Annotated in this window: 14 protein-coding genes and 2 pseudogenes; 11 read left to right on the forward strand and 5 right to left on the reverse strand. The window is 36.5% G+C overall.

Going from position 1 to position 26,091, the window contains the following annotated elements:
* Nucleotides 1–985 precede the first annotated feature (985 nt).
* The 4 genes from LEP1GSC049_RS213205 to LEP1GSC049_RS213190 all read left to right on the forward strand — a co-directional run bounded on the left by LEP1GSC049_RS213205 (nt 986) and on the right by LEP1GSC049_RS213190 (nt 7,357).
* A complete protein-coding gene (locus tag LEP1GSC049_RS213205) occupies nt 986–4,294 on the forward strand; it encodes an efflux RND transporter permease subunit (protein ID WP_004762462.1) in 3,309 nt (1,102 codons plus the stop codon).
* 413 nt (nt 4,295–4,707) lie between these two features.
* On the forward strand, nt 4,708–5,271 hold the full coding sequence (locus tag LEP1GSC049_RS213200) for a phosphoribosyl-AMP cyclohydrolase (RefSeq protein ID WP_004755506.1): 564 nt from the start codon (nt 4,708–4,710) through the stop codon (nt 5,269–5,271).
* Between the two features lie 46 nt (nt 5,272–5,317).
* On the forward strand, nt 5,318–6,334 hold the full coding sequence (mltG, locus tag LEP1GSC049_RS213195) for an endolytic transglycosylase MltG (protein ID WP_004762453.1): 1,017 nt from the start codon (nt 5,318–5,320) through the stop codon (nt 6,332–6,334).
* 765 nt (nt 6,335–7,099) lie between these two features.
* On the forward strand, nt 7,100–7,357 hold the full coding sequence (locus LEP1GSC049_RS213190; RefSeq protein ID WP_004759175.1) for a hypothetical protein: 258 nt from the start codon (nt 7,100–7,102) through the stop codon (nt 7,355–7,357).
* A 144-nt stretch (nt 7,358–7,501) separates the two neighbouring features.
* Here the strand turns inward: LEP1GSC049_RS213190 and LEP1GSC049_RS02000000224750 are convergent.
* Together LEP1GSC049_RS02000000224750 and LEP1GSC049_RS213185 are read right to left on the reverse strand one after the other, a co-directional pair.
* A pseudogene (locus LEP1GSC049_RS02000000224750) lies at nt 7,502–10,520 on the reverse strand (DUF2339 domain-containing protein).
* Between the two features lie 531 nt (nt 10,521–11,051).
* Nucleotides 11,052–12,125, reverse strand: coding sequence for an ankyrin repeat domain-containing protein (locus LEP1GSC049_RS213185; RefSeq protein WP_004767517.1), 1,074 nt, complete (start codon nt 12,123–12,125; stop codon nt 11,052–11,054).
* A 325-nt stretch (nt 12,126–12,450) separates the two neighbouring features.
* Between LEP1GSC049_RS213185 and LEP1GSC049_RS213180 the strand changes: the two genes are divergently transcribed.
* Entirely contained in the window at nt 12,451–14,115 is a 1,665-nt protein-coding gene (locus tag LEP1GSC049_RS213180) for an acyl-CoA dehydrogenase family protein (protein WP_016560968.1), read from the forward strand.
* A 51-nt stretch (nt 14,116–14,166) separates the two neighbouring features.
* Nucleotides 14,167–14,238: pseudogene (locus LEP1GSC049_RS2000000229375) on the forward strand (SF0329 family protein); the annotation flags it as partial.
* A gap of 176 nt (nt 14,239–14,414) precedes the next feature.
* On the opposite strand, the gene lenC reads toward LEP1GSC049_RS2000000229375, so the two are convergent.
* Complete coding sequence (gene lenC / locus LEP1GSC049_RS213175) at nt 14,415–15,779, reverse strand: endostatin-like outer membrane lipoprotein LenC (RefSeq protein ID WP_016560963.1); 1,365 nt, start codon at nt 15,777–15,779, stop codon at nt 14,415–14,417.
* On the opposite strand from lenC, the gene LEP1GSC049_RS2000000228805 reads away from it, so the two are divergent.
* Together LEP1GSC049_RS2000000228805 and LEP1GSC049_RS213170 are read left to right on the forward strand one after the other, a co-directional pair.
* The gene (locus LEP1GSC049_RS2000000228805; RefSeq protein ID WP_244266183.1) at nt 15,664–15,918 is read left to right on the forward strand and encodes a hypothetical protein; all 255 of its coding nucleotides are present in this window, start codon (nt 15,664–15,666) and stop codon (nt 15,916–15,918) included. The two genes, lenC and LEP1GSC049_RS2000000228805, sit on opposite strands and share 116 nt — an antisense overlap.
* Before the next feature lie 169 nt (nt 15,919–16,087).
* Nucleotides 16,088–16,594, forward strand: a complete 507-nt coding sequence (locus LEP1GSC049_RS213170; protein ID WP_004752985.1) for a hypothetical protein — start codon at nt 16,088–16,090, stop codon at nt 16,592–16,594.
* A gap of 191 nt (nt 16,595–16,785) precedes the next feature.
* Here LEP1GSC049_RS213170 and LEP1GSC049_RS213165 read toward each other — a convergent pair whose 3' ends face one another.
* Nucleotides 16,786–17,937: an adenylate/guanylate cyclase domain-containing protein gene (locus LEP1GSC049_RS213165; RefSeq protein WP_016561002.1), complete on the reverse strand. Its 1,152-nt coding sequence runs from the start codon at nt 17,935–17,937 to the stop codon at nt 16,786–16,788.
* A 1,016-nt stretch (nt 17,938–18,953) separates the two neighbouring features.
* Here LEP1GSC049_RS213165 and LEP1GSC049_RS213160 point away from each other — a divergent pair.
* The gene (locus LEP1GSC049_RS213160; RefSeq protein ID WP_004776739.1) at nt 18,954–20,507 is read left to right on the forward strand and encodes an SDR family NAD(P)-dependent oxidoreductase; all 1,554 of its coding nucleotides are present in this window, start codon (nt 18,954–18,956) and stop codon (nt 20,505–20,507) included.
* A gap of 760 nt (nt 20,508–21,267) precedes the next feature.
* Here the strand turns inward: LEP1GSC049_RS213160 and LEP1GSC049_RS213155 are convergent.
* Nucleotides 21,268–22,686 carry an OmpP1/FadL family transporter gene (locus LEP1GSC049_RS213155; protein ID WP_016560974.1) on the reverse strand — a complete coding sequence of 473 codons (1,419 nt, stop codon included), beginning with the start codon at nt 22,684–22,686 and terminating at the stop codon, nt 21,268–21,270.
* A gap of 280 nt (nt 22,687–22,966) precedes the next feature.
* Here LEP1GSC049_RS213155 and LEP1GSC049_RS213150 point away from each other — a divergent pair, with 280 nt between their 5' ends.
* Both LEP1GSC049_RS213150 and LEP1GSC049_RS213145 read left to right on the forward strand, forming a co-directional pair.
* The gene (locus tag LEP1GSC049_RS213150) at nt 22,967–25,177 is read left to right on the forward strand and encodes a DUF3604 domain-containing protein (protein ID WP_032827512.1); all 2,211 of its coding nucleotides are present in this window, start codon (nt 22,967–22,969) and stop codon (nt 25,175–25,177) included.
* A gap of 71 nt (nt 25,178–25,248) precedes the next feature.
* Entirely contained in the window at nt 25,249–26,088 is an 840-nt protein-coding gene (locus LEP1GSC049_RS213145) for a peptidyl-prolyl cis-trans isomerase (RefSeq protein ID WP_016560907.1), read from the forward strand.
* Nucleotides 26,089–26,091 lie beyond the last annotated feature (3 nt).

A 26,091-nucleotide genomic window follows, 5' to 3' on the forward strand; every position in this document is an offset into this window, starting at 1 on the left:
GACAAGAATGAGTCTTTTTACTTGCAAAAAGCATGTTTTTCTGATAGAGAAAAGTCTTCCGAATTTCTCCACCTGAATTGCGACCCATGGGAAGCAATTCATTGAGTTACCCCACCCAAAAATAAGGGTGGGAACTCAGTTTTACAGAGGATTTGTCGTAATTCCCACAAGATTTAATATTGAAATCTAAATACTTGTGGGTAAGGTTATGGCTCTCTATGAATCGCGTTGTGGAGTCAAGTTATTGAAATTAAAGAAATTGAATGTAGAACTATAGCACACAAAACTTGACTGGAGCTAAAGAGCCCGGTCCCGCCTGTTTCCGTTTCATCTTTCTTTTTACAAACCATTGGCGGGATTCGCCCGGAATTGAATTCACGTTAATTAACTGATTCTTTTCAAAGTGGATCTAATTTCAAATAACGTGTATAAATTTCTTTCTTGAAAATTGGAAGTCATAACGTTAGCGATTGAGAAAAACAAATCCAAAACTCCAAAAATTTTGAATACACTTTGGAATTTTATAAGAAAATCTCTATAAAATGAATTTTTAATTTAATTACGGTCTTTTGTTTCTATTCAGAAATTCGATTTGAAATCGTTATTCAACCTAGTTTTTGCATAAAACTGAGTTTTGTGGCCATCCTAAAAATCTATTTTATAGAAGTTCCCATAAGTTTAACATAAGAACCACGTTCAGTCTGCATAAGCCACTAAATCTGTGGGAACTACTGCTTTTAGATTTTTTTTTCTAACTTTCCGATACCAAATTCACGTCTTATTTTATTTGGAGAAAAGTCTAAATGATTAAGTTTTCCAATGAATAGGGGAATCCATTTTAAGAATATAATTTGAGTCTAAAAACAAAATCACCTATACAATAAGTTATTTTTAAGAATATTCAAAATTTCTTCACAAAAATTTGATATTGATTTCTTTTTTAATAAGCTGAATACTCACTGGTAGTAATGTTTGAGGTAGTTCCATGAATATCGCCCACCTTTCGATCAAACGACCTATTTTTATTTGTAGTATTGTTCTCCTAATGCTTCTCACCGGTTGGGTGGCAATGGGAAGAATGGGAGTAGATCTTTTTCCAGATGTAAACATTCCAGTTGTTTCGGTTGCTACGATCTATCCAGGGGCCGGCCCGGAAGAAATTGAAGAACTGATCTCTAAACCTTTAGAGGAGGAATTGTCCTCAATCTCTGGCCTAAAAAAAATTTCTTCCAGAAACCAAGAAGGTGTTTCTGTCGTATTTGGAGAGTTCACTCTAGATACGGACATCAAATATGCGGAACAACAATTCCGAGATAAAGTCGGTCTTGTAAAACCGAAACTTCCCACTGGAATCAAAGAACCTAAAGTAGTTCGTTTTGATCCTGCGGATCAACCGATCGTTCGTCTTGCATTGTTTGCGGATTTAGATCAGGCTAAATTATACGACCTCGCCAAAGAAACCGTAAAGGCGAGATTGGAACAGGTGCAAGGTGTAGGTTCGGTAAAACTGATCGGTGGAACCAGAAGAGAAATTCAAATCGAATTGGATCGAAATAAACTCATTTCTTATCAAATGCCTACGGTAGTAATCGCCAATCGATTGAAAACCGCCGGTTTAAACGTTCCCGTTGGAAAGTTCGAATCCGGTTCTAAAGAAACTTCTTATCGAACTTTAGGTAGATATGAATCTCTTTCTCAAATCGAAAATACGATCGTTTCTTTTAGCGGTGAAGTAGGGAACGCGGTTTTAATTAAACAATTGGGAACCGTTCGAGACGGAACCGAAGACGAAGAAACGATAGGTTATCTTTGGGCTTCTCAAGGAGAAGGTATAGAAGAAAAAGTTTCTTTTTTTACCAAGATCGGTAATCTTTTTAAAGGCAAAAAAGAAAACTCCGCTGCAGTTAAAGAAACTAAACCAGCTTTATTTATAGACGTTTATAAACAATCGGGTGCAAATACGGTTTCCGTTGCGGATGAAGTACTGAAAAGAATTGGTAAACTCAATGAAGGAATTCAGAACGTAGAAGGAAAACCAAAAATCCGTTTGATCCGAGATGGTTCAAAATGGATTCGTTATAACGTAGAAGACGTGACCGAAGCGATCGTAATCGGGATTTTACTCGCTGTTATTACGGTTTATTTCTTTTTAGGAAATTTTCGTTCCACGGTTATTACGGGACTTGCACTTCCTAACTCTATGTTAGGCGCTTTTGTTCTTATGTGGATGATGGGTTTTACCATCAACGTTATGACACTTTTGGCTCTTTCTTTGGCAGTGGGTTTACTCGTAGACGATGCGATCGTGGTTCGGGAAAACATATTCCGAAAACTGGAAGAAGGAAAAGGGGTAATGGAAGCGGCGGAAACCGGAACCACGGAAGTAACATTAGCCGTTATCGGAACGTCTTTAACTGTAATTGCAGTGTTTTTACCGGTGGGATTTCTTTCCGGAATCGTAGGACAATTCTTTAAACAATTCGGTTTAACGGTAGTGTTTGCGATGCTCATTTCACTTTTTGACGGTCTTGCGGTTGCGCCTATGCTTTCCGCTTACTTTGCGGGTAAGATTGATCATAACGCAAAACCGAATAAGGCCGTGGAACTTTTCGATAAATTCCAAACTTGGTTGGAAAGACAGTATGGAAAGGTGATGAAGGTAGCTTTAAAAAGACCTGGAATTGTTCTTTTACTCTCTCTTGGAATTTTTATTCTTTCGATCTTATCCTTGAAGTTGGTAAAAAGTACCTTTTTACCTGCAAACGATCAGGGCGAATTTTTAGTTACCTTAGATTTACCTCCTGGAACTAGTTTGAAAGGAACGAAACAAGTAGCAGATCAAGTTCTAGAAGTTCTGAAAAAAATTCCGGAAATGGAAATGATTGCAGTGACCATCGGTAAACCGGATGGAGGGGAGCCTAACGCGGGAACTCTTGCAATTACATTAGTAGATTCTAAAAAACGAAAGTTTACTACAACCCAAATTAAAGATCAAATCAGAGAACTTTTAAAACCTTTCGAATATGCAAGACCTGCTGTGTCTGATTATAGCGCAGTGGGAGGTGGGATTCAATACCCGTTCCAACTTGTGATCAAAGGAGAAAATCTCGCGGAGATGGAGGCCTATTCTAAAAAGATACTCTCAAGATTAAAATCCTTATCCGATCTAGCTGACTTGGATACGGATTATAGAGCGGGAAAACCGGAATATCAAATTCATTTAGATAATATGAAGATGCAGCTCGTAGGAGTTCTTCCAGGAGTTGCTGGTTCCGAACTTCGTTATCAGATTGCGGGAGACGAGGTCAGTAAGTTTTACGATCGAGGAATTGAATACGTAGTGAAGATGAGGCTTCGCCCTGATCAAAGAAATTTGAGAATGGCTTATGCTGAAACGAAGGTTCCGAATATCGCAAATAAACTGATTCCACTTTCTGCGATCAGCGTGGGTAAGGAAACAGCCGGACCTTCTAGAATCAATCGAATCGACCGCGCTAGAACGATCGTGATCAATGCAAACTTAGCTCCGGGGGGTGCAGTTCAAGATGCGACTCGGATTACCGATGAAATTCTCAAAAAAGAATTACCTCCGCCGCCTGGAATTCGATATAATTTCCAAGGACAATCAGAAGACTTTAAAGAACTTTTAGCGAATATAGTTCTCGCGTTTGGATTGGCTCTTGTGTTCATCTATCTCGTCTTAGCGTCGTTATATGAATCCTTTATCACACCGGTCACGATTTTGTTTGCAATTCCACCAGCGATTTCGGGAGCGTTTTTTGCTCTTGCACTTACAAGAGAAATGCTCAATTTATTTTCGATGATCGGTTTGATTTTGCTCATGGGTCTTGTCGCAAAGAACTCGATTCTTCTTGTGGATTATGCGATGCAAGCAATCCGAGAAAAAGGTATGTCTAGAAATGACGCAATTTATGAAGCGGGTCTTGTCCGACTCAGGCCGATTTTAATGACTTCTCTTGCGATGATTATGGGAACGGTTCCGATTGCACTTGGGTTTGGAGAAGCCGCAAAATCCAGAACCGCGATGGGGATCGCGATCATTGGAGGATTGATACTTTCCACAGTGGTGACTCTTGTGGTTGTACCTTCTATTTTCGGATTTATAGATCGATTTAGAGAATGGATCGAAAGTAAATTCCGTCCTGAATATGATATGAACGCGTCCATGGTTCAACATGCACCTTCTACCAACAAACAGAAGTTTTACGAAAAAGAATGGGCTTCTTTACAGGAAGAAGTAGAAGTGGAACTTCCGAAAAAGAGTAAAAAATAATATTCAGTTTTTTGAATGGAGAATTCGTTTTAGACGGATTCTCCAATTTTATATCTGGTTTTATCTCGTTTTCAAATAAATCCGATTCGTTCGTATGAGTTCCTACATTTTCAAAATTTAACTGTAAAACTCGGATTTATGTGAGTTCCCACATTTCAAAGTTTTACCGTAAAATATAGAATTGTGGTAGTTCTTGTTTGAGTTGTCGTAGAATGAACTTACTAGAAAGTGGGAATTGTTTTTTACAATGAAATAGTTCCTTTTTTAAAGACCAAAAACATTGTAGTTCCCACGTTTCAAAGTTTTACCGTAAAATATAGAATTGTGAGAGTTCACACAGATTAAGTCACATAATAAATTTTTAAACATTCCTTACAATTTTGGGAAGATTCAAGTGAGTTTGAAAAACGAAAATGAGTTTTAGAGAAATTACGATTCTAAAAATACAAGAACCGACCAAGTCGATTGCATCTCTGATTCGGATGATGGAAGAAGAGTTACCACAGTATAGAAAAACACTTCCTAAAGGTTTTAGAGAGGAAGTGGATTGTGACGAAGACACTATTTTATTTTTACATACTGATTTTTTACCATTAGATTTTCAAAAAACGACAGAACTAATTTCGACGAGAAAAAACGGTTTAGTTCCAGTTGTGGCGATTGATCTTCAAGGTCAGATTCTAATGCAAGCATTTGGTAATGAAGAAAGTCAAACTTTGTCTTTAAAAACCGGATACGCACATTACTTTAGCCGGTCCAGAAATCAACTTTGGAAAAAGGGAGATACTTCGGGACATACTCAAAAAATCCTTCAAATTTTATCTCCAACGGATCGTTCTTTTTTAGTCTATCAAGTGGAACAAGAGGTGGCCGCTTGTCATGAAGGTTACTACAGTTGTTTTTTTAGAGAGAGGATAGAAGGAGTTACTTGGAAACTACTTCCGGTTCCGAGAAATTTTCTTCCAGAAAAGAGCTAAAATTGTATTCTGCCTTTTGGAAACCTGTCGAAGGATAAATGGATTTATGAATATTAAAAAGTTTTTGATTTTCTCCGGATTTGTTATCGGAGTTCTGCTTTTAATTGTTATCGTTGCTTTTTTTATCGTGGACGAAATCAAAGGAGGTGCGGTTGGATCTGGTCAGAATAAAATGGAACTTCTCATCGAATCCGGGGATACTTCTGGGAAGATCGTAGAAACGTTATCCACACATGGAATGATCAAGTCTTCCAAATATTTTCTTTATTTAGTAAAATTTACACGTAGTGCCGGCAAGATCAAACAAGGGCTTTATGAGATTAACGACGGAATGGATTCTAGAAAAATCCTACAAGTGATTACAGAAGGAAAAGTCAAACTTATAAATTTTACAATTCCAGAAGGTTATAATAATAGACAAATCGGGGATTTACTCGTTTCTAAAAAAATCATTTCCAAACGCCAGGATTTTTTACTCGCTGCCAGTGAACCACAATTATTGAGAGAGTTCAAAATTCCATCTACTTCCGCAGAAGGTTATCTTTTTCCGGAGACTTATAGTGTTCCGATCAATTATCCGGTTGATAAAATCGTTCGGATGATGATTAAAAGATTCTACGTACGAATCACAAAGATAGAAAAAACTAAAAATCTTTCTCCTTTAGAACTTCATAAATTTGTAATTCTTGCTTCCGTAGTAGAACGAGAGGCTAAACGAAACGAAGAAAGACCTCTTATGGCGGGAGTATTTAACAATCGTCTAAAAAGGGATATGCCTTTGGAATCCTGCGCAACGATACAATATCTTTTTGACAAACCTCATAACAGGATTTTTGAAAAGGATCTCAAAATAGTATCTCCGTATAACACATATCTTAATAAAGGATTTCCTCCCGGACCGATTTCTAATCCTGGTTTTCCGGCGTTGGAAGCTGCTTTTTATCCTAAGGAAACCGATTATCTGTTTTTTCTTTTAAAGGGAGATGGTTATCACTATTTCGCAAAATCTCTCAAAGAACACTTAGAAGCCAAGAAGAAGTATATTGACGTACTTTACGATTGAGTTCATGGATTCTGCCTTAAAACTTTTGTATTACTCGAAACTACATAATAAAAATATAATCTAATAGTTCGTATATTAGAGTTGTTGAAAAATGAATTCTCCATCTGTTTCTATTCCATGGAAACGAGCAATTGAAATAGTTTTGTTAAACTGAACTATGGAATTTTTCAACAACTCTATTACTGATCTCTATAAAATCGAGTAACGTTAATTTTATCACAAAACACTGATTCCATGCAAAATATTAGGTACTTTATTATATAGTTACGAGTAATAATGAAAATTCAGCGTAATCAAGTTTGGGCGAATCCGGCGTTGCCGGACCGCGCTTTCAGCTCCAGTCGATAAATTGTATGAAAAAAACGTAATACTCTATTTCATCTTTAATTACAATTTAATCGACTCCGCCTCAATCGCTTTCGCATTTGTTATACCGAACTCACGTTAATTATGCTTGGAAAGCCACATTCTCTAATGTCCGCTTGGGGATAATTACTAAAATGATTTCTTTTAAGATTTTAGTAGAAGCTCTAAGTCTATCGGAGCAATTTATAGACTTTTAAATATCGATGTGTCTAACTTTTACGTTATTCGGTTTAGAATGTATTATATTTATTGGAGATATTTGAATACTTTTTAAAGTATTTTGAAATAGATTATAACAAAGTTCTAACTTGAATTCAAAAATTTACTGTACAAAAAACTTCATAAGGACGAATCTAAAAATAAGGTGATCGATTCCTTAAAATCGATCAGGAAAAGAAAATGCCTACTCCGGATCTAGAAATCAAAAACGTAGCTCGGGAACTAATGGAAGTTCAAAAAGCTTTGGATATTTTCCGGGAAAAACAGAAAAATCGGGAATCTTTGGACGACGCGGCGATTGAGTTTATTACCAAAGCGGATTTAGTCATTCAAAGGGCTGAAAAGAAGGAAATTTGTTTAACCGAAGATCAAAAAAGAAGAATAAAAAATAATCTGCTTCGAATCCGCGCTTCTTTAGTTCGCAGTCAATCGGTTTGAAATTAGAAAATTCTATTAGATCGTTTTATTCGTTCAATAACGTGAATAAGGATTACTTGGACGTATAAAAAAAATACCGAGAACGGTCGATTTTACAAAGATGTGGAAGTTTTCAAGAAATTGCATCTAACTCGGAATTGTTGATTAAATAACCGGTCCATCTAAATCTAAAGTTTTAGAACGAAAAACTTTATAGGTTAAAAAAGCCAAAATTATTAAACCGAAAAAAAAGAAACCTCGAATGATCCAAGTAGAAACGGGAGGCTCTCCGATCGAATAACCGAAATTTTCATTTTCATGCTCTTCTTGAATGATAATTTCGTTTAGATATGTAGATTCCGAAAAAGTTTTTTCAAAGTCGAATTCCGGATAAAAGGCATAAGGGTTTCCATAATAAATTCTTAAATTTTGAATCGATTCTGAATCATTTTCTAACTTGAGAGGGAATATTATCTCTTCTTGAAGGATAAACACTTCCATTTTTTCTAATGTGAGAGGATCGTCGTCTCCGTCAAAAATTTCTATTTTTAATTCGGAAGAAATCGGTTTTGGAAAAACTAAATTTGTGTCCGATGATCCATTCTGTTTATGGAAAATTGCTCCATCTCCCAATAGTTCAAATTCTTTAGAGGAATTTTTAAAGAATATGTTCAATTTTCTTTCGAACTTCTTTTCTTTGATGAATAACATCGCTCTATGAATCGGGACTTTCATAGGATTTCTAAAATAGAATACGCTGGATCTAGTATCCGAATTAAAACCGGATTCTAAATCAGATTTTTCTACGGTTTTTTTTGAATTCCATTTTTTCGGAAACGGATTCATAAAGAACTTTAGTAAATTCTAAATTTATGTTGGAAGCGTTCTGATCGATTTCGATACGAACAAATTTTTCATTATCCGAGTTGAATTTAATTTCGTTTGATACGTTTCCTCCGTAATAATTATAGATCGTAAAGTCGGAATCTAGTTTCCAATCTTCTAAAGTTTCTCCCAGATAGATTTTCCCTTTGATTTCGTATTCTCCCGGTCCTTCTGCGACTATGGATTTATATCTCGTTTTAGATGGAATTTTAGGAAGTTTTAAAACGTAAATACGATTCATATCTTCGTCTTTTTCTTGGAAAAGTAGATTTACTTTTTTTTCTCCTTCTTGATACGCCCCCATTACGTTTCTGGAAATAAAAGGAATCGTTTTACCGTTATGAACAATCCTTCTATCGTTAATTCCGGAATGCCTAACGATGTCCTCATCTAATTTTATTTTTCCGTAAAATAGGTTTTCTTCTTCTCCAGCATTGCCAGCTCTATTGGAAAGTTTCGGGATTTGGATTTCCTTATAATACCGGTATCCTTTTGTGTCGATTTTCTCCGCGTTTAAAGGAGAGGCAAAAGAAGAAGCCAATATTGCTAATAAAAGTAGGAGTAACCCTGAAGTATTTTGGTAATTTGTAATCTTTTCCTTAAACTTCTGATAGAATAGACTTACCAAAATAAAACCCGCGCCCAAGGTAAATCCGGCTATAATTCTAACGATTTTACTCATTGTCCATATATCATAAAAATAGAATTTTCCAACTAACACGGCCGTAACGATGAACCCCGCGATTCGAAGGGATCGAAAGGAATATTTAAATCCTATAAATAAAAACACGGCCGCATAAAAAGCGAGAACATAAGAATATCCTAAATTTCTATAATGTTCGTTATGAACGGTGTGGTAAACGTCTATCAGAGTGCCTAAAATTAGGGTGAAAATTCCCATATAAATAAATCCTCGATGAAACCAGAATGATTCCTTGTTTTTTTGTATATAGTATGTTCCGAAAAGAAATAAGGAAGAAAGAAAGTATAAAGTAAATCGTTCGTTTAACAAAAACAAACGATTTACGTCGTCCATCGGATTGAAAAAATACAATTTGAACAACGCCGCGATCCAAAAACCAGTCGAAACGTATCGAAGATGTGTGTTTCCGTATTTTGAACTCAAAAGGGAAATTACTCCCGCAAAAGTGATCCAGGAAAAAGTAAGCCAGTTTCCTTCCGAAAAATCTAAAAGGGCCGCGAATGTGAATCCTAAAAGAAGATACAAATGGATTCTTTCAAATATTTCTAGTTGTGACGGATCAAAAAAGTCGGATTTTTTTCGACTAATCAAAATCCATAACGAAAAAAGAACGGCACCGAATAATATAAAATGGGAACCGAGTTTCGGATAAGTTTCCTCTATTTGCATATATCCCATAAGTCCGAAACTTAGAGAATTTAAAACGAGAAAGATAGGATAAAATATCCAATTCCAACCTGAGTTTTCGCTTTTTTGTAAAAGTTTTGGAAAGAAGAAAATCTTTCCGTAAATAAATAATAAATATGTAATATTAATAAATGAGAATGGAACGATAAAGCCGCTTTGATTGATGTTTTTTATCGCCCAAAAATGATATAACACAAAGTTCGCGATTAATAAGAAAAAAGAAGATACGATCCAGGGTATTTTTCTGGAAATTAAGAAAAGTAGTATATTCAAAAAAACTAAATATCCAAATAAAAATTGATAGGAATTTTCTCCCTGTGAGATTAGTACCGGTGATAAAATAGAACCGATCAGTGCAAAAATATATAAAATTTCCTTTCGAATCCAATAGGCTAAACCAGAAGAAAATATACTTAATAAAGAAAGATATAAAAAAGTTTCCGAAAGAGAGAATAAATCGTAGTAATAATACCCGCCGAATAAACTGAGATAGACGATTGAAAATCCGGCTCCTAAAACCGATTCGGGTAAAATCCGAAATTTCTTTCGGGCCAATTGAATGCCTGTAATACAAACTCCAAAACCAATCGATAAGCCTATCAAGATTCGACCGGATTCATTTACCCAACGATTGTCAAAGGCATATTTGATGAACCATACGCTTGCGAGTAGAATGGAGAATAGTCCTAACTTTCCTAAAAAATTTCCGCCTAAAAAAAGTTCCCATTCCGGACTTCTTTTTTTAGGGAGCGTTTCTGAAGTTGATGAGGGGCTTACAAACGCCGTAGAAGCGGCTTCTTTCGGTTCTAGATCGGTTTGATTTTTTGAATAGGTGAAAATTTCTTTTTTGAGAGATTGGATTTCCGTTTCCAGTTCATCTAAACGTTTTTGTATTTTCTTTAAATCCAAGAAACGACACCTTCTATTCGGAAGGTCGATTATAATTTCCTATTGAAAATTGAAAGTAAAAAATCATTGAGTCGATGTTTTGGCTTACGTTTCAATTAAGAAGGCCTTTGTAAAATCTAAAAAAAATTAAACAATGACGTTCTACATTGGATAAGAAGATAATATTAAAAATGCCAATCTCGCAAAACATAAATAACGTGTAAGGATAATCTTTTATGAAATCGCAGTTTGACGCTGCCATAAAATTCATTTTATAAAGGGGTTTCGTTTTTTGAGGTTAACATGATACGTTATTTTCTATATTATAAACATTCTTTTTTCTTAATTTAAGGATTATTTGATAGAATAAGGTCAAGCTAATAGATTGTCTCAAAAATGGATTCTGCTGATTTAAAACGGTTTTTCGAAAGTAAACGAAGATTTTTGAAATGGCTTTTGAAAAAACCGATTTGTTTGATCGAAGCTTCAAATTAGGCTGGAAGTTTATATGACTTTTAATTCAAAAAAACGTATCTACGCTATATCTGCCAACTAGGGAGTGTTCTCAAGAAACTTGAGCACATCATAATTGTTTTTTCTGCCTAAGTTCATTAAATATTTTGCATGTTCCAGAGGAGTTTCCCCAGAGCCGTTTTTTATGGTTGGGTCTGCACCTTGTTGCAAAAGATACTGTGCGATTTCTTTTGAGGCTGCATCATACAGTGGAGTCTGTTGATAGACATCCTTACCGTTTACATTGGCGCCGTGTTCTACTAATTCTTTTACAATTTGAATATTATGTTTTTTCTCCACTGCGTAGTGTAGAGGACTGCTCCCGTCTTCCGCCAAAGTAGCATTGACATCGGCTTTTCCCATTTCTAGGAGCAGCCTAATCATTTTGAGTCTTCTATCATTTTTTGGGGAAAGATTAGAATAACGTTCTATCACGTTGAAGAATAGATAATTACAACGGCGAAAAAGATCGCAACTCTTTGCATTTGCATCGGCGCCTTTTTTTAAAAGAAGCTCAGCGATTTCAGTGTTCTCATTCTCAATAGCAAAATACAATAAAGATTGATCATAGACGGCGTTGTTTTGGAAATTCACATCGGCGCCTTTCTCTAAGAGGAGCCTCACGATTTCAACGTTCTCGTTCTTAATAGCAAAATACAATGGAGGTGGACCAATGAATGTGGAATTTACATCCGCGCCAGTCTCGATGCATCGGCGAACCCCGGATAGATCGTTGTTCTGGATACTTCCGATCAGAAGGCCTGACTCCCAGGCTTCGGGGACTTTCCAATAGTAATATACCGTCAACGGAATTGTAATAGGAAGTAGGATCGTATCCGCCAAGAAGGACAAAGTAAAATCAATAACACTAAAAGGAAAATTCTGATCTATACCAGTTATCCAATAACGTCGTGTCCCTGGATAAATCCAGAGGGGAGGATTCCAAACGCTAGGATTTTTAGACAGTTCTGGAGAGATGGTTTTATCTGCGTACCTCGCCATAGACCAAACGGGTGTGGGTAAAATTTTGGCTTCTTCAAGCATTCGGATTGTGGCGCAATCCATCTGAGCGGCCATCAAGATCGTTATCATCATTCTGAACAAGATTTTCATTTTCTATTTGTTCCCAACTATATTGGATTGCTCTACCCAGTTCCGATTCAATCCATTTTGGCATTCTCATATCTTGTAAGTTCGGCGTAAAACTTTCTAAAAAATAAAATAGGGAGTTGTGTTCATTTTACTTAACGTTGTTTTGATTCATAAGAAAATGAACTTATTCCGAGAGCATAAATGTTTTAAATGCGATCCAGGACTTATTTTGAGGTCGATTGTTCTTGTGAAGATGGATTAAAAAGCAAATGACAGAGGGATAAGTTTTGTTTTTCTAGTAAACGGATTCCAACTTTGAATATCATACTATTAGGATTCAAAACTCATGAGCGTAATCGATCAAACAACCGCTAAAAAAGCACTTACTGCTTCCGCAGGAGTGATCGAAGAAGTTACAAAGGCACTTGCCGCACGTTGTAGTGTAAACGGAAAAGTTTCCGTGGATAAGATGGACGAAAATCAACTCGTTCAATACCAGATCGCTTGGCTTACTTCCGAACAAAAAATAGCAGAAAAATTTATTGAATACGCTTGGGATTCTTCCCGTGGCACTGGAGATTTAGAACAAGAAATGGCGATTGTATTTGCGGCGGAAACCGTAAATCACGTAAGATCCGAAATCAGTTCTCGTCCTTCTGAATATGGAATCAAATCCTCCGATTTAGTTTCTAAAATTTTCAACGATGAAATCAATCGATTCTTAGAAAATGCGATGGCGATTCAAAACTACAATGAGATCGCGGAAAAAATCGTTGCGAAAGGTCATTTCGGAGCTTACGGACTGGACGAAGATCATGAGATGTTTCGAGAAACGTTTAAAAAGTTTGCGGAAGACGTAGTGATGCCTCACGCGGAACACGTTCACAGACAAGATGATATTATTCCAGAAGACATCATCGGCGGACTTAAGGATATGGGATGTTTTGGACTTTGTATTCCTGAGTCTTACGGTGGAATTCAACCCAACGATAAACCGGATAATCTTTCCATGCTCGTAGTAACCGAAGAGTTATCCAGAGGCGGTTTAGGAATTGCAGGTTCATTGATCACAAGACCGGAAATCATGTCCAAGGCGCTTCTCAAAGGTGGAACTCAGGAACAAAAAGACAAGTGGCTTCCGTTACTCGCATCGGGTGAAAAGATGGCGGGGATTATGGTAACGGAACCGAATTACGGTTCGGACGTTGCAGGGGTTTCCGTTACCGCAAAGCCGACTAACGGAGGTTGGGTGATCAACGGAGTCAAGACCTGGTGTACTTTTGCAGGTTACGCAAACCTATTATTAATTCTTTGTAGAACGGAATCGGATCCTTCCTTAAAACACAAAGGATTATCAATTCTATTGGCGGAAAAACCAACCTTTACTGGACACGAATTTACATACACACAACCAGAGGGCGGAAAAATAGAAGGGAAAGCGATCGGAACGATCGGTTATCGAGGAATGCATTCTTTCGAAGTTTCTTTTGACAATTACTTTGTTCCCGCAGAAAACTTGTTAGGCGGAGAAGCTGGAAGAGGAAAAGGTTTCTATTTTCAGATGGAAGGATTTGCGGGAGGAAGAATACAAACCGCCGCGCGTGCACACGGAGTGATGCAAGCTGCTTTGGAAGCGGCTCTACATTATGCGCAAGAGAGATCTGTGTTTCAAAAGCCAATCTACGAATATAATTTAACGAAATATAAAATTGCAAGAATGTCAGTGATCTTACAAGCGTCTCGTCAATATGCAAATCACGTGGCTAACTTGTTAGATAATCACAAAGGACAAATGGAAGCGACTCTGATCAAATTTTATGCTTCTAAAGTGGCGGAATGGGTGACAAGAGAAGCGATGCAGATACACGGTGGAATGGGTTACGCGGAAGAATATGCGGTTTCTCGTTATTTTGTGGACGCTAGAGTTTTTTCCATCTTTGAAGGTGCAGAAGAAGTAATGGCTTTGAGAGTAATCGCAAAATCTCTAATGGACCAATATTCAGGAGCATAAAAAAGTATATCTAAATTGCGAATACAAATTTTTTTGTGTGCGGGTTTGTATAAATCTGCGTTACTCGTCATTGAAAAAAGATTGGAATTGATTCAAGATGTTAAAAACAAACGAGGACAATAAAAATAGAGGGACCATTTCTGATCCCTCATTGTAACATTCGAATTTTCTAATATTTTTACAAAATCGAATATAAAAACCGATTTCTTTTTTACTTACGGTGTATCTCAAAATTTGATTTTGTTTTATCAAAAAAAGATAAGTCTAAAAGAATCATCTCCCGGTTAAAAAACAGATTTTTATTGTTCTACACAAACTAAACCAATTCTATAATTACCATAGGAAGTAAAGTTATGGGAACAAGACGTCGTGAATGCTCCATTAGATTCTTCTGCTTTAAGAGCATTTGAGTTTTTACTATTGGCCATGCCGTATACTCCATAAACAGAAAGATCATTACTATTCCAAGAGTCACAAGTAATAGGAATTCCTCCAGATGTCCAAACGGTCCAATCTGAATTTAAACCAGTCCATTGTGCAGCTGCTATTTGCGAAAATGAATTTTCTAATTGATTGTTATTTGCAAAATCGAACATTCCGGAACTATTTGTAGTCATTATGAACACGTCGTCATAGTCTCTTATATATTGTTGATTCGGTCGCAATACCCAGTCTTTTTGTCCTACTGTAGAATTTGGTCCTACCGTCGTTGCAACTCTATTGACTCCGTCCACGATCATTGCCTTGTATATTCCTCCTGAAGGAAGGTTTGAAGGAACTTGACTTTGACAATATGCATCTGCTCCTGCAATTCCTCCAAAATTTCCGTTATGCCATTCCTCCGTACTAGAAGTAACGAATATATATTTTGGACGTGGCTGCTCCACACAAACGAGACCTAATCTATAATTCTGATAGGAGGTAAGTGTATTTTCACAAGACGTTACGAAGGATCCAGTAGATTCTCCTCTAAGAATATTAGAGTCCGTGCTAACTGATATGCCGTACACTCCATAAACAGAAATATTAGAAGTAGTCCAAGAGTCACAAATAATAGGCTCTCGGCCAGGAATTCCTCCGGATGTCCAAAGGACCCAATTCGAATTTAAACCAGTCCATTGACCGGATTTCTTAACTTGGGTAAATGAATTTTCTAATCGTTTACCACTTTGAAAATCGATCATACCATAACCATTTGTGAACATTACGTTTGCACCGTCTTCCGCTCTACGATACTGTTGGTTCGGTTGAAACACCCAGTCTTTTTGTCCCGCCGTGGAGTTTGGTCCTACAGTCGTTGCAACTCTATTGAGTCCATCTACTATCATTGCCTTGTATTTTCCAGTATTAGGAAGATTAGAAGGAATATGACTCTGACAATATGCATCCGCTCCAGCTATTCCTCCAAAGTTTCCATTATGTTCATCGCCCGAAGAGGATGTAGTAAAGATATACGGAATGTAACCTTCTGGAAAAACTGATTGTAGATTTTGTCCACTGAGTTGATTTCTACTTAACGTCGTTGAACCTAACGTTTGTTTGTCGGAGATAAGTGAAAGTAAGCCACTTAAAACCGAGTTATTGCCCTCAGATGATTTATTGAAACAAGCGACAAATACCAGTGTGAATACTGATACAACCGCAATTTTATATTTAATTTTCATAATCGTTGATTTACTCCTCAAGTTTTTTAATCAAATGCAAAACACAAATGACTTAGAAAACATGAAAGATTCATGTGTAAATATATTTTCTAAAAATATAACAAATTATTATTTATTTTTTCCCAAAAAATTATTTTAAAATAATTTATTGAATATTTGACACAAAATAAATTATTTTATTTATAACATTTAAAATCTCGATTAACGCGAGTTTGGTGTAAAAATTTTTTCTTAAAAAGTGAATTGTTTCGGGAAAAATAAAATCAAGAATACTCTAACTGTTATGTTTTTTATTGAATTCCATAAAAATGAACAAAGTAACCTTAAAAAGAAAACCAGGACGGATCTTATGTTCTTACGATCGATTTGAATATACTTCTTTAATTGGAATTTTTATTTCTTTGTTAGTAATTGCGGCTATTTTTTTTGATATGGTCGAGTTTGAAATAGAAAGATCCAATTATATTTATGAAAAGATATCCTGTATATTGTTTTTCGGGCTAATCTTTTTAATTACGGTTCATCGTTCATTCAATTCTATACATATAAAAATAGAAATGTGGTATGTGACCGTATATTCGTTTCCGATCCCAACACAATGGAGAAAAAAAATACGGAAACAAGACATTGAGAAAATAATTATAACAGCGGAAGATTATACTTCAGAAGATTCTTTTAAAGAATCATATTCTATTTATTGCATATTGCATAATCGAAACGAAGTTCTGATCCTGGATCGAATTTGGAATATTGCGGACGCTGGCAAAATTAAAAGTATTTTGAGTGAATCTTTGGAAATTAAGAGAACTCTATAAATTTACCCACAGGATCGGCAAAAATAGGTTATTGTGTATAATCTGATAATATTTGTCGGTAGTATAAAAACCATTTATTTTTAATATGCTTGGTATCGTCATGTTTTTTTGGCTCTGTATTTTTCAATCAGCTCATAACGTTTATACTCATCCGGATTCTTAAATCCACAATCGGTTCTCTATATTTTCTTTTATCCGTGTAAAGGAGAATAAATATTTCTTTCGCCACTGATTCCTTTAAGACGTTTAGCTCCTACAAATTCGAAACGTTCTTTCCCTGCTTTGAGAACAAATTCTTCGGTGGCAAGAATATTCTTTCCTAAATCCTTACACAAAGACTCAACTCTAAAAGCCTGATTGACCGCGTTTCCGATTACGGTAAAATCAAGTCTGTCTTTTGCGCCTACGTTACCATAAACTACGTCTCCAACGTTCAACGCCATTCCTAGATGAATTTGTAAATCAGGATGTTCTTCGTTCCATTGTATTACGGAATTCTTAATCTTTTGAGCCGCATTGAGTGCCGCCAAACACGCCTTATGCGAATCCGCTTCTGCAGGAAAAATGGCTAGAATCGCGTCCCCTATAAATTTTAGAATTTCCCCTTTTTCTTCTTGGATCGGTTGTGCTGTCAGTTCAAAGTAATGATCTAAAATTTCCACGATTCTTTTGGGGGAATTGTTTTCGCTTAAAAACGAAAAGTCCCGTAAGTCTGCGCAAAGAATTGCCGCGTAGATCGTTTCCCCAGTGCCTCTTCTGAATTCTCCGGATAAAACTCTTTTAGAAGCGTTGGAACCTAAATAAACTTCTAAAAGTTCATTAATTGAAAATTTTCTGGATTCTAAATCCAAACGTAAGGGCAAAATACTTCGAATCGAATTCAAACAATCGATTTGTTCATCCGTAAAACCGCCGGGCGTATCCGTGCTCCAAGAAATAGCGCTTCGGATATTATTTCCGAAAACGGAAGCGAAGATACAATAATCCGTTCCACCTTTTTCGTGTAAGTCGACACAGATCGGATACGAAAGGTCTGCCTCTGGACCAGTTAACTTACAACGGATAAAATCGATTTCTTTTTCCCGAATGAGATAGATCGGACTATCTTTATATTGTGGTTGTTGTAGACCATCGTGTGGAATAAATACAATTTGAGTTTCTTCTCCTCTTGTCCAAATGATTGATCTTACCATCACTTCCGGATGCATTGTGGGGATGCTCGTAAAAAATCTCCAGACAGGAATTCCGGCTTCTATCATTTTACGATTTAAAACTTCTATTAGTTCTTTGGCCTCTAAGGTTCTGGATTCGTGAGTGGATAACCAATGGATAATGTCTTTCATGTTTACTTTTAGCGCTCGTATATCGTTTGTTTTTGAGATAGTGATTAAAGTTGTTTTCAAAAACTTTTTATTCTGGCTTTTAAATAAGCATACGAATTGATTTTGAGATCACTCTAAAAAACAAATAAGAAACTATTCTGAAAGGCGTCTAACCTTTCAACTTAGAATTTTTATATAAAAAAAATTATAATTGGTCTTTTACCGCAAAAAAGTTCGTATGATTTCTTAAAGGACATTTTTTCGAATTTATAAAAGATAAATTTTATTGGTTATGGAATACTTGTACATTTTGACGTAGGTTTGAACGCGGGATTCTTATATTGAGAAAATCCGGAAAATGAGTATATTTGAATATTTAAATTTAATTGTTTTCTATAACTACTGATAAGGACTTGTATGCTTTATTTTGAAGTATAAAAACTTATGACGAATTGAGCCGTAGTATTCATTCTGCAACGATTCGGTAAATCTTCATTTTTTGCAAGAAACCACAGAGATCTTCCTTAGATACTAAAAAAAATAGACAACCTACACTTTTATGTCAGCGGGCTCGTTCTGATTTGAATTTTTTTATATAAAAGTTTGTCTTTACTCGAGTTGTAAAATAACAGTACCCAACGTTTGTCTTCAAATACCATTTTATAATAAAAATTCAGGATATTCAATTTGATTAGGATCGGTGAATCGTTTTACGATTGTCACTGAATAAAAAATTTATTTTATAAAGATTCCTTGTAGTAAAGATGTCTTAACGCAAATCTTTTAGGTTTAAAAAAACTGTTGTTTCTTTTAAAAAAGATCTAGGTTTATTGTTACATTTTCGGTTTAAAAAATGTGAGAACCTATATAAATCGAATCTATCTTTTGATAATACTTCGAAATTACGGTTTCTAAGACTTCTTATAAATATAAAGTTGTAAATACAACTTGTTTCGAAATCAATTTTTATGAAATAGTTAGAACAGAAGTTTCAACAATTTTTGATTTCAATTTGTATTTTTAACGAGACGATAGATATGAACGAGCCGCGAAAAGAAAATAAAGTTTCTCTTGAAGAAATTAAAAACTGTATTTTACTTCTGGAAACTTTAACGAAGAATCCTGAATTACTGACTGCTCTTCCCGAAAAGGAACGGATCGCTTTGATGATCGTTGCGGGAAAAATTTCCCGTCCCGATCGAAATGAAATAAGAATCCGAAATAAAACGATCAAACATTCGAGAAGAAAGGAAATTGTCACTCAAGAAAGGCAGGCGAGGGCGACGACCGGAATTCGATTGGCTAGAACAACTCCAGTATTTAAAGCCCCTCTTCAAATTTCGGATCAAACCGATATTTGGAAAAATGAAACTGCGCCTGAACTTTCTTCTCCGCGTAACTGCTATGTGTGTAAAAAAGAATATACTCGACTTCATTTTTTTTATGATTCTATGTGTCCGGAATGTGGGGAGCTGAATTATAAAAAAAGATTTCAAACCGCACCCTTACACGGACAAGTCGCTTTGATTACCGGTTCCAGATTAAAGATAGGTTATCAGACAACTCTAATGCTTTTAAGAGCGGGAGCGACGGTAATCGCTACTACTCGTTTTCCAGTGGATGCAGCATTACGTTTTTCTAAAGAAGATGATTTTTCAGAGTGGTCTGATCGTCTTCAGATTTTCGGTTTGGATCTAAGACATACCCCGAGTGTAGAACTTTTTGCGAGTTATATAGAACAAACCGTGGATCGTTTAGATATTATCATCAATAACGCGGCTCAGACGGTTCGAAGGCCTCCCGGATTTTATTCTCATTTGATGAAATTAGAATCATTAGATTTTCATGATATACCAAGGGAAGCCGCTCAACTTTTGAAACTTCACAAGGATTGTAAGGAAAAACTCGAATCTTTCGGCGGGGCAAACTTAGCTAACGAAGTGGCACTTCCCGTAAGTTGGAATGGAAAAATTCCAGGAGTCGGAATTCGTTCTTCAGCACAACTTTCTCAAATTCCTTATTCACACGATAATTCTTTTGAGTTGGAGACCGTTTTTCCGGAAGGCCAAATGGACGCGGATCTACAACAGATTGACCTTAGAAAAACGAATAGTTGGAGACTTAAGTTAGGGGAAATTCAGACTTCTGAAATGTTGGAAGTCCAACTTGTAAATTCCGTCGCTCCTTTTGTTCTTTGTAATCGTCTTGTGTCTGTTATGCGAAGGGAAAATACGGGTCAAAAACATATCGTAAACGTTTCCGCGATGGAAGGAAAATTTCATCGTTTTAAAAAAGAAGACAGGCATCCTCATACTAATATGGCAAAAGCTGCTTTGAACATGCTTACGCATACTTCTGCGAGTGATTTTGCAAAAGACGGGATTTATATGAACGCAGTAGATACTGGTTGGGTGACCGACGAAGATCCTGTAGAATTGTCGCAAAAAAAACAGGAACTTCACGATTTTCAACCTCCGCTAGATATAGTGGACGGAGCTGCAAGAGTTTGTGATCCTATTTTTGACGGAATTCTTACCGGTAAACATTGGTGCGGTAAATTCTTAAAAGATTACTTTCCGATTGATTGGTGAACCGGACTGTAAGCGACAAAATCGTAGGGTTTTCCTTCGGAAAGTGATGATGCATAGAATTATCTTTCAGTATAATTTATAAAATCTACAATTGAATCCATGTTCTAAAATCTGATTTTTTAAACTACATTCTAAATTACGCATATAGATTTGTCTCGGCGTAAAGTGCTTGGATTTGTGTAAATCTGCACATTACAGTTTTTATTCTTTTGTATAGAGGGCGGAGTAAAAATCCTGTTTTTGGCACTGTTATACTTTTAAAAAAGAATTCAAGGAGTATTATATTTTAAAAATATGATATTTAAAAAAATGTGCGAAAAATATAATGTTTTTCATAATATTTAAAGCGAATGGGGAACTTATAGAAATAGATTTTTAATTTTGATGATGACTGTAGAACAGGGGTTTTGTGTAAAAATCGAATGGAAGATATTCTTTTTGTATTTTATAGTAGTCCCCACAATTTTCAAAGTTTAAGTGCTAAATCCACGATTTGTGAGAGTTCCCACATCTATTTTTTTTACAAAAAAATTGACCTAAGATAAAACGGATTTTCTCCATGAATTCACATTTCATTATGTAGTTCTGAGTAAAGTAGTGGGCTTATGTAGAAATTTAATTGTTATTTTCAAATTTTATAGAAGTTTTTTTAAGGAAAAAACATTACAAAATTCAGGACTAACAAACATACTTTCTGTGGGAACTACCGCAACTCCGGGATTTTACAGTAAAAACTCGGAACTTGTAGGAACCTACCACACTAATCAAAAGAACGAGTAACGCCAAAATTGATTCCAATCGAATGAAGTGCTTGGGTACTGTAAGAATATCCTACAATGTTGTTTTGGTTCGGACCAAAAATTCCGTGGTTTATTGCCCAGTCTGTATCTTTGCCACCTTGAATTTGTTTTCCGGGAATAAAACAACTCATTCCAAAATCGAAACTCCAGGGCCCGGAAGAATAACTAAATCCTCCTGCAATTACGTGGTTGAGAGTTAATAAGATCCCTTGCGCTCCGTTTACAGCGTTGCTGGAAACGATCGGAGAATTATAACTATATCCCAAACGATAAGTCCAATCTTTTGTGATTTTATGTTCGAGTCCAATTAACACAGCCCATTGATTCCGATAGTTTAAACGTGCAGTTGCTTCCGAACTTCGTCCTTGTGGATTTGGATACCAAGGATCTTCTAAATTCTGTCTGACGTTTTTTAAGTAAGAACCATAATTTATATAAAGAAAATCGACCGCTACTTTTAGGTTTTCTGGACCGATTGCAAATCCAAGACCGTGTTTCTCGGGCGAACGGAAATAATAAGAAACTCCAGTGGATCTATAATAGGTGGGATCATTGACACCGATCGTATAACTACCATTAAATGGAAAATTTGCACTTGATTGATATACGTATGCAATTCTGAGCCAATCTGTAACCGTATAGTTAGAGCCGATAATTCCACTTAACGCAAGAGCGTTCTTTTTACTTTCATAATGAAATCCTTGTCCAGGAATTTCCCGAATTCCAAAAGCATCGTAATATCTTATGTTACGGTTTTGAGCGCCATAGTTTAGTTCTAAACTAGCACCTAAAGAAAGATTTCCAAACTTGACAGATAAACCGTTTACAGCCTTAATAAAAATTCCCTGATTTTCGGTAGTTTCTTGGATTCTTTTACCATCTCCAAAAATACCAGGTAAACCTGCCCATTGATTTACGGTTTCTCCTGTAGGAGTATTACGATTGATTTTTTCCGCAGCTCCGTTTACTACTCCGAACACATACGCCGCAAATCCATAGTCGATCGTATCCGTTACCGGAAGTTTAACCGCCATGTATGGAGCGGCTCCTGCACCACTTCTATATTTAGAATTCGTATAATTTAAACTTGGGTCCGGATCTAAAAACTGATCCTTCAGCCTTACTTGGGCGTGTGACATTCCTAAACCGAATTCTATTTTTTTTTCTTTCGTTAAATATAAATTCGCAGGATTGAGTGCAACGTCCATAGGAGAACCACCTAACGCAAAGTTGACGCCAGCCAAACCTTCATATCTTGCGTTGATTGCGTTTCTACTGTTACTTGCAACTGCCCAGAGGGATGGAAAAGAAATAAAAACTCCCAGACCAATAAAGATCGGGAATGTACTTTTTCGGATTCGATTCAATAAAATTCTCATAGATCTCTTTTAAAAAACGGATTTTTTTTTCGTCTTTGTCGGTGGAATCTTTTTACAGAGACCCGGTCTCAAATAGGAATGATTTTTATCCATTATAACAAATAATACAATCCATAATTGAAAATGCCCTCCGTTTATCAATATTTATTTCTTATATGTTGATATTTTTGTATGTTATAATAGAAATTGTTTGCTTTTTTGTACCTACTTTTTCAGTCTGTCCCTGGTTTCTGGTCTTGATTTTGTCAAAACCATTCCAGGTGAAGAATTGGAGAATAAAATGAGTAAAAAAAATTTCCTGAAGTTGGTGCTTTTTATCGGGATCGTATCTGTTTTCGCGGTCAATGCGTGGAACGGCAACGGCAATTCTTCTCAGTCAAAATCTAAAAATTCAAATACAACTTTAGAAAATCAAACTCAAACAGAATCGAAACAAATCTTATTCGGAGATTTGCATGTACATACCACTTACTCCATGGACGCTTATGCAATCAGCTTACCTATGTTAAACGGAGAAGGCGCTCATCCACCTAAGGACGCTTGTGACTATGCAAGATATTGCTCCGCTTTGGATTTTTGGTCTATCAACGATCATGCAGAAGGTTTAACTCCAAAACAATGGCAGGAAGAAAAAGATCTGATTCGTCAATGTAACGCTAACGCAGGAGATCCTAAAAATCCAGATATGGTTTCTTTTTTAGGTTGGGAATGGACCCAAATGGGAACCACAGTAGAAAGTCATTATGGACATAGAAACGTAATCTTTAAAGACACAGAAGAAGATAAGGTCCCCGCAAGAACTATTGCGGCTTCTGGTCCATATACTGAACTTTTTTCGGGACCTCCTTTTGTGATGAGAAATATTTTAAAGATAATCGCACCCGGAGGAAATAGACAAGCGTATTACGATTTTGCAGACTTTGTCACGGATCGTCTTTCTTACGAACATTGTCCTTCAGGAGTTCATGTTAAGGAACTCCCTAAGGATTGTACCGAATGGGCCGCGACCCCCGCCGAACTTTTTGAAAAATTACAACAATGGAATATACCTACATTAGTCATTCCGCATGGTAATACCTGGGGATTTTATACACCTCCCGGAATTACTTATGATAAACAATTAAAAGGAGAGGATCATAACGAAGACATACAAAAGTTAGTCGAAATCTATTCGGGGCATGGCAACTCGGAGGAATATCGTCCTTGGCAAGAAGTAAGTATTGATCGAAGCGGCAAACCAGTTTGTAACGAACCTTCTTTGGGTTTTGAACCTTCTTGTTGGAGAGCGGGAGAACTCATTCGGGCAAGATGTTTAAAAGAAGGGGATTCTCCAAAAGAATGCGATGATAAAGCGACTATCGCAAGAGAAAACCACGCGGTCGCAGGTGTGTCCGGGTTTACTACCGTTCCTGGAGCCACTCCGGACGATTGGGGAAACTCGGGACAATGTCCGGATTGTTTTTTACCAGCGTTCAACTTTAGGCCGGGTAATTCGGTTCAATATGCATTAGCAATTACTAATTTTGATAATCCTCATAAACCTAGAAACTTCCGTTTCGGTTTTATAGGTTCCAGCGATTCGCACACTGCAAGAGCGGGTAACGGTTATAAAGAATATTGGAGAAAGGGGCTGACGGAAGCTGCTGGTCCGGAAAAACCAAATGCATTCGGTATGATGGAGCCTGCAAAAAACAGAAAAAAACCGGTTTCTAAATCAATTCCTTTTAGTCCTAAAGGATTGGGACCTTTTGAAATCATGGATAACGAAAGACAAGCCTCTTTCTTTTTTACCGGAGGTTTGGTTGCGGTTCATTCTAAAGGTAGGGATAGGGATTCTATCTGGGATTCTCTAAATCGGAAAGAGGTATATGCAACTTCCGGAGATAGAATTTTACTTTGGTTCGATTTAAAAAATTCTCCGGGAGAAAAATCAGAAATTGTAGCACCTATGGGCTCGGAAATTTCTTTCTCTCAAAATCCAACTTTCAAAGTGCGCGCTGTAGGAGCATTTCAACAGAAGCCAGGTTGTCCCGATAAAAGTGTTTCTGGAATCGGAGCCGAACGTCTACAAAGACTTTGTAAAGGCGAATGTTATCATCCTTCTTCGGAAAGAAAAAAAATTACTAGAATCGAAGTGATTCGAATCCTTCCTCAAATTTCTCAGAACGAATCCGTTTCCAAATTGATTCAAGATCCTTGGAAAACGTTTCGTTGCAAACCCGATCCGTCCGGTTGTGAAGTTGAATTTCAAGATACAACTTATTCCGATTTAGGAAGGGACGCGGTTTATTACGTTAGGGCGATTGAAGAAGTTTCTCCAGCGGTAAACGGAGGACAACTGCGTTGTGAATACGATGAGCAAGGGCGTTGTATCAAAGTGAAACCTTGTTACGGAGATTATCGTACCGATCCGAATGACGACTGTTTGGCGAACGTGGAAGAACGAGCTTGGTCTTCTCCAATTTATCTAACTCAATCGAAACAAAAATGAATTCTTTCTAAACTGGGCTCGGCTCTGATAACTTTGATCGTTGAGTTCTAATTTTGGGGAAACTTAGTAGAATGTTTTTTGGGAAAAATATAGTTATAAGACCTAAGTATTTTTTAGGTGCTGGAGCATTGTTCGGCTTTTTACTTGCTCTTATTGGTTTATTGTTTCCCGAAAAGGAAATTTTACTTTCCGATACGGTTGCGGAAGTGAACGGAAATTACATTAGAAAAGATGAATATTTAAGAACGTTAACCGCTATTTCTTCCGATAGTAAAAACCCGATTACGAAAGAAGCTCGTACTAACGTATTGGAACGACTGATAGAAGAAGAATTATTGGTACAAAGGGGATTAGAACTGGGTTTTGCAAGAGAAGATCGTTTGATTAGGGCTTCTATTGTTAGGGCGGTTATTCAATCCATCATTTCGGAAAACGTTTCCGAAAAACCGAACGTTTTAGAACTCAGATCTTATTTTTTGTTCAATCGGGATAAATTTTTAAAAACGTCCCGTTATCAAGTGGCGGTTTATCAACAATCGGATGAACTTTCCGCCGCACGAATTTCAAAAGAACTCAGAGAAACCGGAAGCACAAAATCGAATAACGTATCTTATATTCCAAATACATTATTACCTTTATCTAAACTTCTGGATTATCTGGGCCCGGATGTGGTTTTAGCTTTGGGAAATTTAAAATCCGGAGAAGTATCTGATCCGATAAAATCGGGAGAAATTTTTTTTGTAGTCAAAGTTTTTGTTTTGGAGCCAGGTTCTACGCCTGATTTTGATTCCGTAAAGGAAGAAGTAGAAGCGTCTTATATTCAGGAAAAAGGTGACAGGACTTTGAGGGAATATTTAGACAGGCTAAAAACAAAATCTAAAATAAAAAGAAGTCTACCTACTTCAGATTAATAA

It is taken from the genome of Leptospira kirschneri serovar Cynopteri str. 3522 CT (assembly GCF_000243695.2).
GTDB classification, from domain to species: Bacteria; Spirochaetota; Leptospiria; order Leptospirales; family Leptospiraceae; genus Leptospira; species Leptospira kirschneri.